Origin of the sequence: Priestia abyssalis, assembly GCF_002019595.1 — a bacterium.
Taxonomy (GTDB): domain Bacteria; phylum Bacillota; class Bacilli; order Bacillales; family Bacillaceae_H; genus Bacillus_BA; species Bacillus_BA abyssalis.
In genome coordinates this window covers 518,703-532,200 of record NZ_KV917369.1, presented here as the reverse complement: position 1 = coordinate 532,200, position 13,498 = coordinate 518,703, and the positions used below count along the sequence as shown (strand labels likewise).

Below are 13,498 nucleotides of genomic sequence, written 5' to 3'. Positions count from 1 at the left end.
TTTTTTTTGAAGGGGCCGTCAAGTGAATCCAGTAAAATTAAGGATTTAGTAACAGGTCAGTAAAAAAATAATCTGGACGGCCTGCTTAGAACTTATGGAACAGCCATACACATATAGCCTCTTTCTAGATTACTAAAAGCAGAGCGGCCAATGCGGGCGTGGCGACCATGGTTACTTTCAAAAGATTTTTCGGCACTAAGTTTGTAAACTTCGCTCCAACATAAGCCCCTGTCATCGTTCCTATCAGCACTTGGAATAATAAGAAGAAATCCAAATACCCTTCCAGAACGTAGCCAACCCCTCCTCCTAGTGCGATGGGTATAATAACAAGCATGGTCGTACCTACTGATTGGCGAATCGATAACCCAAGAAGCGTGTATAGACCAACTTGAATAAACGGTGCGGACCCAATCCCCACAGTACCTGATACTGTGCCAAATAGAAGACCTAAGAAGGCTGCTTTTCCGATAAAAAACGAATGACTCTCTTCTTCCTTCTCGTCTTTACTGCTTTTGATGACAAATAAACGAACTAAAAGCAAAATAGAAGATAAAAATAACATTCCGGCTGTTAACCAAGGTAAAATATCGCTTGAAATCATAAAAGCAATTTTCGATCCTATAAAAGCTCCAAAGGCCCCGAACAATCCCGTTATTACCCCGGCTTTCATTGCCACATTTCCTTCTCTGTAATGGCTGAAAGCACCGGATAAACTCGTAAAAATCATGGCTGCAAGCGATGTTCCAAGCGCTTTGTAAATCGGAACTTTAAATAAAAGCATCAATACAGCAATAATAAAGCCCGCTCCTCCCGCTCCTACGAAACCGAGCAAGGCTCCTAGTGCAAACATAGTCAAGATGATAAGCAAATCATTTCCTCCATTCACTAAGTGCCGGCATTCTTTTAGGGAATGTCCTAAATTTGAAAACTTTCGATATTAGAATATCTTTCTCCTTCTTTTTAACAGACAAATTTCAACAGTATTCACCTTTATCATATCAAAGCTTGAATTCTATTTTCTTGAACTATATAGATCGATTTAGAAAATTCGACATGACCAAAGAACGACCATGCCAAAGTTTCTAGACCTAAGCGGCTGACACCCCCTCTTGCGGGGTTGGCGCCATCCGCATAGGTGAATCCCTTGAGAGCAAATTCAAGTTGTTTGGGGCACCGACGTTGATGTTTCTCGATTGAATGAAGATGTGTCGTGTTATTTATATAGATGGAGGATTATTTTACTTGTATTGCAATCAAGCAGTATAGGAAAATAATAAGGATAACCCAAAGGGCAAAATCAGCCATCTAGGTTATCCCCATTATTTACGCAGATAGTTTTTCATTCTGTTTAAATTTCCCTTTTCTTGACCACTGGTAGACTGCAACACCTATCAAGATGATGAGTCCGATGATATCGGTCACTGCTCCTGGAATGATTAGAGTTATTGATCCGACAAAACAGATAAGCGCCACTGGCAACTGCATATCGGTCAAGAAATAGCGCTCAATCGCTGCACTTAGGCCAAGTATGCCAATAATGGATGTAGCTGTAACTGAAATGACTTCAAGCGGCCCTGATACGTCCATCATAAGAAGCGATGGGGAAAAGACAAAAACGAATGGAATGATAAAACCAGACATCGCAAGTCTCATAGACTCAAAGCCTGTTTTAGTTGGGTTTCCTCCCGCTATCCCCGCTCCCGCAAAGGCTGCTAGTGCTACTGGCGGTGTGACATTGGCTAAAATACCAAAGTAGAATACAAACATATGCGTTAAAAACGGTGCAATCCCCAGTTCAAGAAGTGCAGGCGCAGCCATGGTCGATGTAATGATATACGTTGGAATTGATGGCAATCCCATTCCCATGATGATACAGGCTACCATTGTGAAAATAAGGGTTAACACGATTTCACCTTGCCCAAGTACAAGAATTGATTGTGTCAATTTCGGGCCAAGGCCCGTTAATGTACTAACTCCAACGATAATTCCAACAATCGCACAAGACATCGCAACACCGAGTGAGGAACGAATCCCTTCTTCCATCGCCTGAATAATTTCTCTTGGGCCCATTCGAGTCTCTTTATTAAACCAGCTGACAACAATGGAAAGAACAATCGCAACAAACGCTGCAAACAATGGTGTTTTTCCAGCCATTAATAAACCGATTAAAACAATGATCGGAATGAGCAAATGTCCGCCTTTTTTTAATGTTTCTAAGACATTTGGCAGTTCTTCCTTACTCAATCCGTGCAATCCCAGTTTCTTTGCTCGGAAATGAACGATGAAAATAATACCAAGGTAATAAAGCAAAGCTGGCAGGATTGCTGCTAAAGCGATTTGATTGTACGGCATTCCAAGAGTTTCAGCCATAATAAACGCAGTTGCCCCCATAACCGGCGGGAGAATTTGACCACCAACTGAGGCAGTAGCTTCGACAGCACCCGCAAATTCTGGTTTGTATCCAACGCGCTTCATTAACGGAATTGTAAATGCCCCTGTCGTTACGACATTGGCAAGTGCACTACCATTAATGGATCCGAGCAAACCACTTGAAATAACCGACACTTTTGCTGGACCACCAGATGTATGACCCGCTAATCCCATGGAGATATCCGTGAAAAATTTCCCCATTCCTGAACGATTTAAAAATGCACCAAACAAGATAAATAGAATGATATAGGAAGCAGAAACCGAGATCGCAATACCAAAAATCCCTTCTGTGGATAAATACATATATGTCACAATATCCTCGACATCTTTTCCCGAATGACGTAATAAACTAGGCGCGTATTGCCCGAAAAAGGCGTAAGCTAAAAAGAGTACGGCTAAAATGGTTAAAGCATTACCAGCTACACGTCTTCCGCCTTCTACAACAACAGCAATCAAGATAATTCCAAAGAAAATGTCAATTGTACTTGGCATGTAGACTGACATACGTATCGCAATATTTTCGTAATCAATGAACATATAGGCAGTTGTCGAAAGGGCTGCCAGCATCCAAAGGATATCGAACACACTCACCTTATCTTTTTTCTTCTTGAAAAAAGCTGGATATAAAATAAACACTAGTGCTGCAATCACAGCGGTATGAAGGGAACGGTGTCTAAGTGCATCGAGCGAACCGAAAAACGATGAGTATAAATGGTAACCTGCCAGACTAACACTCAAAACTAAGATGACCCAGCGCCAAAAGCCTTTATCGATTTTTTTTGTTCTTGATTCTGCATCATATTTCTCTAAGATAGCGGTTTCATTCATTTCCTTTTTTAATGTCTCTTGCATTTCTCACTCACCCCATTTGCTTATTAGTCTAAAACACCTTGTTCTTTAAAATATTTTTCTGCACCTGGATGAAGCGGTAATGGAAGTTCCTCTACGGCCTTTTGAAGATCAATATCTTTTGCAGAATTATGTGCAGCCTTCAGGGCATCCAAATGATCGAATAGTGTTTTTGTTAGTTCATACACAGCTTCATTAGGTAATTCCTTATTTGTAATTAGTAGATTGTTTACTTTTACTGTAGGAATTTCTTTACTGACTCCCGCGTATGTATCAGCTGGAATAGTACCCATTTCAAAAGCTGGATAGGCCTCTTTTAATTTCAATGTGAGTTCTTCTGGAACTGGAATGATTTCGACATCATCTGTTGCCGCAAGCTCCATGATTCCTGAGTTTGGATAGCCTGAAGATAAAAAGGCAACATCTGTCGTCCCATTTTTAATTCCTTCAATTCCTTCTGCAAACGACAAAAAGTCTGCGTTTACATCTTTATAAGTAAGACCAACGCCTTCTAGGATGCGTTTGGCCATAATTTCTGTCCCGCTGCCAAGTGCACCAACAGCCAAATCCTTGCCGCGAAGATCTTCAAGGGTCTTAATACCTGCTGATTTAACGGTAACAATTTGCATATAATTCGGATAAAGTGAGGCAACTGCTCGAATGTTTTTTATCGCCCCATACTTTTCGAAATTTCCATCGCCGAGGTATGCATCAGATACGGTGTCAGCCATTGCAAAGCCAAGTTCAGCTTTTCCTCGAGAAACCTTTGCGGTATTTTCAGCTGACGCACCGGTTGTTTGTGCACTTGCTTGTGCACCGATTTCTTCACCATAGATTTTTGCCATCGCATTTCCCATCTGAAAGTAGATTCCTGATGTTCCCCCAGTTAAAATGGTTAGCGTTTCACCTGAAAAATAGTGGCCTTCAGCTGCCTTGTTGTTAGCGCTTCCATTAACTTGCTGACTATTCCCGCAGCCACTAAGGATGAACATTAAAATAATCGAAATAAACACCCACTTTTTCTGAAACAAATGTACCACCTCTTTTTATTAGTTTCACTACTTAATATTGCAAGAATTATGCCAACATCCAGTCCTGTAAAACACAAGGTTTTCTTTTAGAAAAAATAAAAAAACGGCAAATAGTGCCGTTTTAGACCGGAAAAAAATGCCGCCCCGGCACTTTTTTCCTCTATTTGATCTCGACCTCTTCCCGATTCTGATTAAGCTTATTTCGTAAGTTACGCTCACTCATTCCGAGTAAGGATGCTGTTTTTCTCCGGTTGCCCCCACAATGAGTCAATACCGCTTGAATCAGCATTTTCTCTGCTTCCTTGAGCGTAGATGGAATTGGAATCTCAAGCACATGTCCGTTCTCTCCTTTGCTTGTGCCTTTTCTTAACGACTCAGGTTGGATAATCGGTAAGTCATCAGGTACAATCTGTCCATTTTTCGCCATTGCAACGGCATATTCAAGGATATTGGCAAGCTGCCTGATATTTCCTGGATACGAGTATTCTTGAAGCCACTCATTTGTATCCGGTGATAAAAGGGGGATGGGACGGTTCATTTCTTCGGCATATTTTTTTAAAAAATGCGGGATGAGTAATGTCAAATCTTCTTTCCGTTCCCTTAATGGCGGAAGCGGAAGTGGAATGACATTCAACCTAAAATACAAATCTTCACGAAAATCACCTTTGTCGATCATGTCCTGTAAACTCTGATTTGTAGCCGTAATAATCCGGATGTCTACTTTAATTGGTTCATTTGTCCCCAATGGTGTCACTTCTTTTTCTTGAAGAACGCGAAGCAGCTTTGCCTGCAAATGGATCGGCATTTCTCCGATTTCATCAAGAAAAAGCGTTCCGTTATGTGCAGCTTCCACCTTTCCCAAACGACTTGCAGCTGCACCGGTGAATGCCCCTTTTTTGTGACCAAATAATTCACTTTCAAGCAGTGCTTCCGGGATTGCTGCACAGTTTACAGCAATAAACGGACCTTTTTTTCGTTTACCATTGCGGTGGATTGCTCTTGCAACCAACTCTTTGCCTGTTCCACTTTCCCCCGTAATCAGCACACTTGAGTCAATATCTTTTACTTGATCAATAATGGAAAACACTCTTTCCATCGCTTTACTTTCACCAATGATTTGATCATATCCTCTTATTTTTTCGATTTGTTCACTTAGCTCACGAACCTGGTTATGCAAATTTTGATGTTCAAGTGATTTGTTAATAAGTAAAAGCAGCTCATCAAGTTCAGGGGGTTTGGTAATATAATGAAACGCCCCTCTTTTAATTGCTTCAACGGACGATTCAATCGTACCGTAAGCTGTCATCATGATAACAGACGTTGCCGGGCTGATCTCTTTGATGTGTACAAGGACGTCCAAACCATCGTATTTACCCAAACGCCAGTCAAGCAGAACGACATGAACATCTTTTTCCTGTAGGATCGCGTAGGCATCCTGTACATCTGTACATGCTTCTGTCTTAAAGTGATCATCTAATGCAAACCTTAAGGACGAACCGATGGCGGGTTCATCATCGATAATTAATACAAACGGTTTCATCTTACACATCCCCTTTTTTGACTGGTAGTTTTACTGTAAATTCCGAGCCGTTTTCAAGTGACTTGACATCCAGTCCGCCATTGTTTTCCTCCGCCCATTGATAGCAAAGCGATAACCCCAAACCGATCCCGGTTGTTTTCGTTGTGTAAAACGGTTCGAATAAACGTGCGAGAGCTTCTGGTTCAATCCCGCACCCAGTATCGGCGACTGTTATATAAGCATATTTGTCATCACTATACGCTGTGACAGTCATTACTTTTTCCTGACTATCTGCCATCGCATCAAGTCCATTTAACATAAAGTTAAGCAAAATCTGGCCAATTTGGTTTTGATCAGCAAATGCGTAAGCACGATCATCAACATCTAATACAAGCTTGACTGCATTTTTTCTTAATGTTGGCTCCATAATCGATACAATGGACTGTATACAGAGTGTTAACGCAAATATGTCCCGTTTTGCTTCATTTCGACGTGAATACCCTAGCAAACCCTCAACAATCTGATTCATCCGCTTCACCGATTCTGGTACATATTTGAGCATTTCATCACGAAATTCGGGGTTTTCATACTTTTTAGGCAGCATTTCCACAAACATTTTCAATGTTGTAAGCGGATTGCGAATTTCATGAGCAACACCTGCGACAAGCTGTCCAAGCGCCCCCATTTTTTCCTGAAGCGCAAGCTTTCTTTCTAACATTCTTTCTTCTGAACGATCGGCAAGTGTGATCAAATAGCCTTCCGAACGTAAATCTCTGCCGTTTAGCGGGATGATACGAAATAAAATTGAGCGATGCTTCCCACTGTCATCCTCAAATGATAACTCTTCTGAAAAAATCACTTCACTCTCCTTAGCAGCTGCAGCAGCCGATTCTTCATATGCCGCTAACACTTGTTTCATCTTAGGCAAAGACAAAATATCTTCTACACCAATAGGTCCTTCACCAGCTAAGTTTAAAATAGTACGTGCTCGTCTATTAATGCTTGTTAAGTTATTTTCATTATCAAATGTAATGAGACCAGAATAAATATGATTCAAAATATTTTCCTTGAATTGGTCAGCTTGTGACAATTCGATTTGTTGATCTTTTAGCTTCCTATTTACAAATTCCAACGCAGCTGTGCGTTTTCTCACTTCATCCTTTAGCTTCTTATTCCACAGATAAATAATAGACAGTGCAACAAGAATGAGAATGAGTAATATAACTAGTGCTGCAATCCAATTTCGGAGTTCTTTCAAACGCTGATCGGTAATACCGCTAAACCAGTGAGAATGTAACTCTAAATAGTCCCCATTCGCTTTCATTTCTGCAATCGAGGTATTTATGATTTGAAGAAGCTGCCTCTCGTTCGGATGGACAATCGCCGTAAATTCAGCCGAAGTACCAGTCAATCCATCAACCATCTCATACTGAGAATCTATATTATTTTGTTTGATATAATGAGCGGCCGTCCATTTATTTGTTAAAAGTGCATCAGCACGATTAGCCATTAAATGGGCAAAAGCGTCCCTAGTATTCAGAGCTGTAGTTACTTCGGCATCCCGAATGTTCATGATTAATGAAAGAGCTGTCGGATCCTCTTGTATTACAACAATTTTCTCGCGCAAATCTGTCAATGTACGAACAGATGAGGCATCTTTTTTTGGCAATACAACGGTATCCGTAACCATAAAATACGATTCTGAAAATAAAAATTGTCCACTCAAACGACTTGAATACTTCATTCCCATTACTGCGTCGATTTCACCCTTTTTTAAGGCTTCTATCGCCTTATAGGAGGCCATTGGAATAAACTCAAATGCAACATTCTCTTGCTTTGCAATTCGTTCGAACAATTCAACGCTGAAGCCAGTGAATTTTCCATCTTCGTTTACGTACGAGAACGGCGGCAAATATCGATCCCCAGCAATACGATAAACTTTTTTACGTTCGTTCGTACTTCCTTCCGCTGAGTATGTACTAAATAGACAAATAAAGAACGATAGAATAATAACAGGAATAGCTCTCCAAACCCTTCTCATGAAAGCGTTCTCCTTTTTTATTTACTATTGATATTTTATCACAACATTTATAATAGAAAGACAATTCCCATCATTTTCAGTCCATTGCGCTTAATAATTTGTGATTGAAGATGGTTAACTGGAGAGAAAGAATCGTGGGGGCTTACTGTCTGTTAAAGCGGGATAAATGAAAAAAGACAAACTTCATTTTCCAAACCGAAGCCAGGAAAATGAATTTGCCTTTTAATCAAATCTATCGTAACAATTTTTTACTTATTCATTTCATTATTGATTAAATCGTCCACGCTGACGAAGCAACTCACGATTCAAGTTTGGATCCACCTCGAAAGCAGCACGTCCGTGAAGCCAGAAAATATTATTAACAACCACTAAATCTCCAACAGGCAGTTCAAGTTCGATAACACTTTCATCATTTTCCATTGATTGAGAAAGATCTTTTAAATATTTGGCTTCTTCAATTGTTTCGGGATAAACAAACTGGTCAATAAAACAAATACCAGGTTTATTATTATGATTAAAGAAGGTTAAACGCTCTACCTCTTGGCTGACATTTTTACTTGATGGTGCTTTATATGTGAATTTACGGCTTGCCAGCGGGTGGTTCGCAAATCTATCAAGTTCTTTCCAATCATCTAAGTGCAATAATCTTGATTCACCCCCGCGTGCATTTTCTTCCACAATCTTCATCATTAACAGCCAGTCTGTTGGCTCATCTACAAACGTACCATCTGTATGCAGTGTAAATAAGCGATAGGCTTGGCGAAGGTAAGAATCACTGTTATCTGTATGTTTCACTGTAAAACGTGCATAATATTTTCCTGACATCGAATCAAAGTTTGATGTCCCCAGCAAATATGAAACAGCTGTTGAGAATAAGACATATTCATCTGTATCTTTCGTCACACCTTCTAAGCCAATCGTAAATCCTCCTGATTCGCGGTCATGGACGATACTTCGAAGTAATTCACCAAACTCTTCACCAACTTGATCTAATAATAGAGAAGAAACAATGAGACGGGTATAAGGCGTGTATTCTAAATGCTGAACAGAATAATCCTCTTGTTTAACAGCTTTCAGAAACCCTTCAATGGCGTCTTTCGCAAGTTCAATGTGATACAAACGGTCTGTTTGCGGATGAACTTTCACCTCATATTTTTCTGTTTTTGTTTCATACTTTCTTCTTTGCTTTTCGACAATACTCATAACTAAATTCCTCCCGTTTTGTGTAAGATAGTTGAAACTGGAAACCAAGAAAGATAAAAAGCCAGCTGCACAAGCTCCCTAATCATAAATAAGGGTTCACATGTACAACTGGCTTATATTCACTTCACCGCTCTATGCGAATAGAGTCACAGTGAATTAGCAGTTCATTATTATTTACGTTTCTTGTTTCCAATTATTTATAACTATCCACGATTCTGAAAGGGTCTTTTTCAAAAGGTGGAAATGTTAGAAATATTTTAATAATTTAATTATAACGCTTACATTATAAACTGTCAATCATTCTTTTTAGAAGTTATTTTACTTTATTCTTTTGTTCGTCATGAATTTGATGAAAATGAAGATCAAGATCCTTTAATGCTGCAATTAAAGCATTTGTTGCCTTCCCTCGGTAATATGTTTGGATTTCTTGAATAGCATCCTCTACACCGTCTTTTAAGCTTGTTCCTCTTAATACACGTCCAATAAATTCACGGCCGTGTTCTGTTGCCAATGTACAAGATGCTTCTAATATAACGCCGTATTTCACATCCACTTCAGCAGTAATCGTTAATGTTTCAAAGACGCTTTTTGCTGCCATTCCTTGCGGTAAACGAGCATGTCCTGCAATAAAAATAGTTTTTCCATTAAACATGATAAATCTTCCTCTCAAAGGACATAATATTAAATTATTACGGCTTCTTTTAAATGAGACTGCTCTGGTATTCTATTAACAACTTCCTTCCCTATTTCAATTGAAGCTGTAGCAGCCGGAGATGGAGCATTACATACATGAATGGTCCGTTTCCCCATAATAATATGGAAATCATCTACCATATTCCCATCGCTTTTTAATGCTTGTGCGCGAACGCCGGCAGGTGCAGGGATTAAATCCTCTTCCGTAATTTCAGGAATCAATTCCTGGAGGCTTTTCGTAAATTGCTTTTTGCTAAAAGAACGAACATATTCATCTAGCCCTTCCTTCGCAAACTTACCAGCCATTTTCCATAATCCAGGAAAGCTTAACGATTCCATTAAATCTTTTGCACTGAAATCGGTCTTTTTGTATCCCTCACGTTTAAAGCTTAACACAGCATTTGGACCTGCATCAACCTCTCCGCTAATCATTCGCGTAAAATGAACCCCTAAAAATGGGAACTTCGGATTTGGCACTGGATAGATTAAATGCTTAACTAAATAGCGTTTTTCTGGTACCAATTTATAATACTCGCCTCTAAACGGCAATATTTTCATATCTGTTTTATATCCTGCAGCGGTAGCTACACGATCACTGTGAAGACCGGCACAGTTGATTACGACATGAGCCGTTAAGGTTCCACGATTTGTCTCGATGGTCACTCGATCTGATTGCTCATACATTTTTTCTACTTTCGTATTTAAGTGAATTTCACCGCCATTTCGCTTAATAATTTCAGCAAATTTCTCACTAACTTGGCGATAATTAACAATACCGGCTTGCGGAACACGAATAGCCCCGAGCCCATTAACGTGCGGCTCAATTTCTTTTAATTCTTCTACACCGATTTTTTGAATAGCTAGTTCATTTTGAAGCCCTCGCTGATACAAATTTTCCAGGAGCGGTAATTCCTCTTTTTTTGTCGCGACAATCACTTTGCCGCAAATATCATGATCAATTCCATGCGTTTGACAAAATTCCGTCATCGATTTACTTCCTTGACGTGCAAAACGCGCTTTAAAGCTGCCTGGCTTATAATAGATACCGGAGTGAATGACTCCGCTGTTGTGACCTGTTTGATGTTCTGCGACAGCTGACTCTTTTTCAAGAACAGCTACTTTCGCGTTCGGAAAACGTTTATATAGTGCCATCCCCGTTGATAAACCGACAATTCCTCCACCTACTATTGCAAAATCATACATTTTACAACTCCCCTTTTTATTCTGGATTTTGGCTATTTAACTGCTCCATATAACGAATTAAATTATTTTTTGTTCGTAAAATATGGTATTCTACTGCCGCTCTTAGCTCAGCAGCATCACCGCGTAAAGCAGCTTCATACATCATTCTGTGCTCTCTTTGTGTTTCAGGATAATAATCAATCAGTAAACTTGGCGCGATTGGTGAAATACCAAGCATTTCAACCATTTTTTGAACCCGAGGCCACGGACAGCCTTTACGAAGTGTTTCATGAAATAATGCATTTAACTGAATATAAAGATCATTTGTTTCATCACATAACTGAAGTTCTTCCATTTGAGTTAAAATCGTTTTTAACTCATTTTTATCTTCTTCTGTTAAAAACGGCAGCGATTTTTCAACTGCAAGCCCTTCCAATAGTGAGCGCGTATGATAAATTTCCTCAATATGTTCTCGAGTAATGGGTGTGACGATTGCCCCTTTATGCGGAACCATTTCTACTAATCCTTCAATTTGAAGCTGCGTAAGCGCTTCTCTAATTGGCATTCGGCTAACATTTAATCGTTCAGCCCATTCCTCCTGAATAAGCCGATCTCCTTTTTTCAACGTCCCATTCAAAATCGCTTTCCTGAGGCTTGCCGTTACATAATTGACAACTGTTGATTTTTCTTTATTATTTTTATCCAATATACTACTCCTCCATTAAAGATTGGATACATTAAATATAATATATCAGTAAAAATAAGCATTTTCAACATAAAATCAAAAATAATTGTATCCAATTATAATTACAATTGGATACAATTATCTAAAAGCCGTTGCTTAGGCAGTCGGAAATCGAGGTTGTTTTTTTCATATCCAAGCTACACTTCTTATGCATAAATATAAAACATACTAAGATTAGTAGCACAGACCACGGCCATGGTCTGTGCTACTATTTTTTTATAGTAGAAGTGAAGAATAGGTCGACCCATCCTCAGGACCTTGAGTTCGTATTTTAAACTGGCCTACTTCACTTCCCTTATAAGAATCAGTTTCAGTATGTTGGATCCTGGAGATCGTGTATAAGAAAAGGGAATCGATAAGGTGATGTGAACGCTTCTACCGTAAAGTTAGGAGGAATGGATATGCCAAGTGTAATAGCTTTTGATGTTAGTATGGGGAAAAGTTATATGGTCATCTATAACGCTGACCGAGTTTGCATCTTTGAAGGAGAAATGCTTCATGAACGCTCCTTTTTTGAAAGACTATATAATCAAATCAAGGCCCTAATCCAAAAAGACGCACAGGCCCCTGATATCGTATTTGAGGCCACAGGTGTGTATTCTCGCCAACTAGAACGATTTTTCACGGAGTACGGCTTTCCGTATTGTTTACTTAATCCTTTGGAATCTAAGCTTCAAACAGCTTCCATGCGCATGCACAAAACAGACAAAAGCGACGCTCATCGTCTAGCCCAGACGCACTTTACGGCTACACGGCGCATCAAAAAGCCGCAGGAAGCTTATTATGACCAAATGCGTGCTCTTTCTCGCTACTATAAAGAACTGGATGAAGAACTGAGCCTGATTCGCAGCCGCATACACACGCTTCTGCAACTTACTTTTCCGGAAATGGAGTCCTTGTTTACCCAAAAATCAGAGTTGTTTTTGAATATTCTACAGTTGTTCCCACATCCTGATTGTGTGAGACACTTGTCTAAAACGGTGGTCCGTAATCGACTACTCACGAATACAGAGAAAAAACTAGCTCCTAAAACGGCAGAGAAAAAAGCCCTGCAACTGTTGGAAGCTGCACAAGACTCTTATCCGGCCGTAGACGCTGAGGATGTTCGCTGTGATCAATTAAGAGTCTATGCCAAGCGTCATTTAGCGATTTTAAGACAGCGTGAAGCGTTGATTAAGCAGATGGCCGAGCTTTCAAAAGAACGGAAAGACTATCAGGTGCTCATCAGTTTTCCCGGGATTGGCCCGAATACGGCTGTGAGGTTAATTGGAGAGATAGGAGATCTGACGCGTTTTGACAACCATAAACAGCTGAATGCCTATGCTGGAATTGACATCAGGCGCTTCCAGTCGGGAACCTTGTTTTATAAAGATAAAATCAACAAGCGCGGCAACAGTTATTTACGCAAAATACTCTATTTCACCATTCAAAACATGATCCGTCAGCGACGCTTTGGAGGCAATCATATTGTGGATTATTATGACAAATTAAAAACGCAACCTTATAACAAACGTCATAAAGTTGCGTCCATCGCCTGTGTGAATAAGTTGTTGAAGTCCCTCTTCCACCTTATTACACACGATCTGCATTACGATTACCAGTTGGCCGCTGGTAAGTAATGTTGAAACGATTATATCACATACATCCCTGGCTAAAAAAAAAAAGAAATAGCTGGGCTTATTAGCTGTGCCTAAAAATCCCCTTTTAAAAAGAAATCATAGAACTTACTAACAGTACTTTAATTTTTTAAAATCCCTTGACTAATCGTAAGAAAAGAGGATGGGTCAAAAGGGGAAAAAGAAACC

10 protein-coding genes are annotated in these 13,498 nt (G+C 39.7%); 1 reads left to right on the top strand and 9 read right to left on the bottom strand.

The genetic code is table 11. The features are described from left to right. Nucleotides 1-124 precede the first annotated feature (124 nt). The 9 genes from BK575_RS02620 to BK575_RS02580 form a co-directional block, all read right to left on the bottom strand. Nucleotides 125-868, bottom strand: a complete 744-nt coding sequence (locus BK575_RS02620; protein ID WP_078408775.1) for a sulfite exporter TauE/SafE family protein — start codon at nt 866-868, stop codon at nt 125-127. Nucleotides 869-1,323: 455 nt separating this feature from the next. Beyond that, complete coding sequence (locus BK575_RS02615) at nt 1,324-3,282, bottom strand: TRAP transporter permease (RefSeq protein ID WP_078408774.1); 1,959 nt, start codon at nt 3,280-3,282, stop codon at nt 1,324-1,326. Between the two features lie 23 nt (nt 3,283-3,305). Continuing rightward, on the bottom strand, nt 3,306-4,310 hold the full coding sequence (locus BK575_RS02610; protein ID WP_078408773.1) for a TAXI family TRAP transporter solute-binding subunit: 1,005 nt from the start codon (nt 4,308-4,310) through the stop codon (nt 3,306-3,308). 160 nt (nt 4,311-4,470) lie between these two features. Continuing rightward, entirely contained in the window at nt 4,471-5,850 is a 1,380-nt protein-coding gene (locus BK575_RS02605; RefSeq protein ID WP_078408772.1) for a sigma-54-dependent transcriptional regulator, read from the bottom strand. Nucleotide 5,851: 1 nt separating this feature from the next. After that, nucleotides 5,852-7,870, bottom strand: coding sequence for a transporter substrate-binding domain-containing protein (locus tag BK575_RS02600; RefSeq protein WP_078408771.1), 2,019 nt, complete (start codon nt 7,868-7,870; stop codon nt 5,852-5,854). Nucleotides 7,871-8,134: 264 nt separating this feature from the next. Further along, on the bottom strand, nt 8,135-9,073 hold the full coding sequence (gene glaH, locus BK575_RS02595) for a glutarate dioxygenase GlaH (protein ID WP_078408770.1): 939 nt from the start codon (nt 9,071-9,073) through the stop codon (nt 8,135-8,137). A 313-nt stretch (nt 9,074-9,386) separates the two neighbouring features. After that, entirely contained in the window at nt 9,387-9,725 is a 339-nt protein-coding gene (locus tag BK575_RS02590) for a DUF3870 domain-containing protein (RefSeq protein ID WP_078408769.1), read from the bottom strand. Between the two features lie 29 nt (nt 9,726-9,754). Continuing rightward, the gene (gene lhgO, locus BK575_RS02585; protein WP_078408768.1) at nt 9,755-10,969 is read right to left on the bottom strand and encodes an L-2-hydroxyglutarate oxidase; all 1,215 of its coding nucleotides are present in this window, start codon (nt 10,967-10,969) and stop codon (nt 9,755-9,757) included. A gap of 16 nt (nt 10,970-10,985) precedes the next feature. Beyond that, a complete protein-coding gene (locus BK575_RS02580; protein ID WP_078408767.1) occupies nt 10,986-11,654 on the bottom strand; it encodes a GntR family transcriptional regulator in 669 nt (222 codons plus the stop codon). A 440-nt stretch (nt 11,655-12,094) separates the two neighbouring features. On the opposite strand from BK575_RS02580, the gene BK575_RS02575 reads away from it, so the two are divergent. Then, nucleotides 12,095-13,312: an IS110 family RNA-guided transposase gene (locus tag BK575_RS02575; protein ID WP_078408766.1), complete on the top strand. Its 1,218-nt coding sequence runs from the start codon at nt 12,095-12,097 to the stop codon at nt 13,310-13,312. Nucleotides 13,313-13,498: the final 186 nt, after the last annotated feature.

What these genes read in the sequence shown, in the direction of transcription:
- BK575_RS02590 (WP_078408769.1), bottom strand. Translation starts at nt 9,725, where the DNA reads ATGTTTAATGGAAAAACTATTTTTATTGCAGGACATGCTCGTTTACCG.
- BK575_RS02615 (WP_078408774.1), bottom strand. Translation starts at nt 3,282, where the DNA reads ATGCAAGAGACATTAAAAAAGGAAATGAATGAAACCGCTATCTTAGAG.
- lhgO (WP_078408768.1), bottom strand. Translation starts at nt 10,969, where the DNA reads ATGTATGATTTTGCAATAGTAGGTGGAGGAATTGTCGGTTTATCAACG.
- BK575_RS02575 (WP_078408766.1), top strand. Translation starts at nt 12,095, where the DNA reads ATGCCAAGTGTAATAGCTTTTGATGTTAGTATGGGGAAAAGTTATATG.
- glaH (WP_078408770.1), bottom strand. Translation starts at nt 9,073, where the DNA reads ATGAGTATTGTCGAAAAGCAAAGAAGAAAGTATGAAACAAAAACAGAA.
- BK575_RS02600 (WP_078408771.1), bottom strand. Translation starts at nt 7,870, where the DNA reads ATGAGAAGGGTTTGGAGAGCTATTCCTGTTATTATTCTATCGTTCTTT.
- BK575_RS02605 (WP_078408772.1), bottom strand. Translation starts at nt 5,850, where the DNA reads ATGAAACCGTTTGTATTAATTATCGATGATGAACCCGCCATCGGTTCG.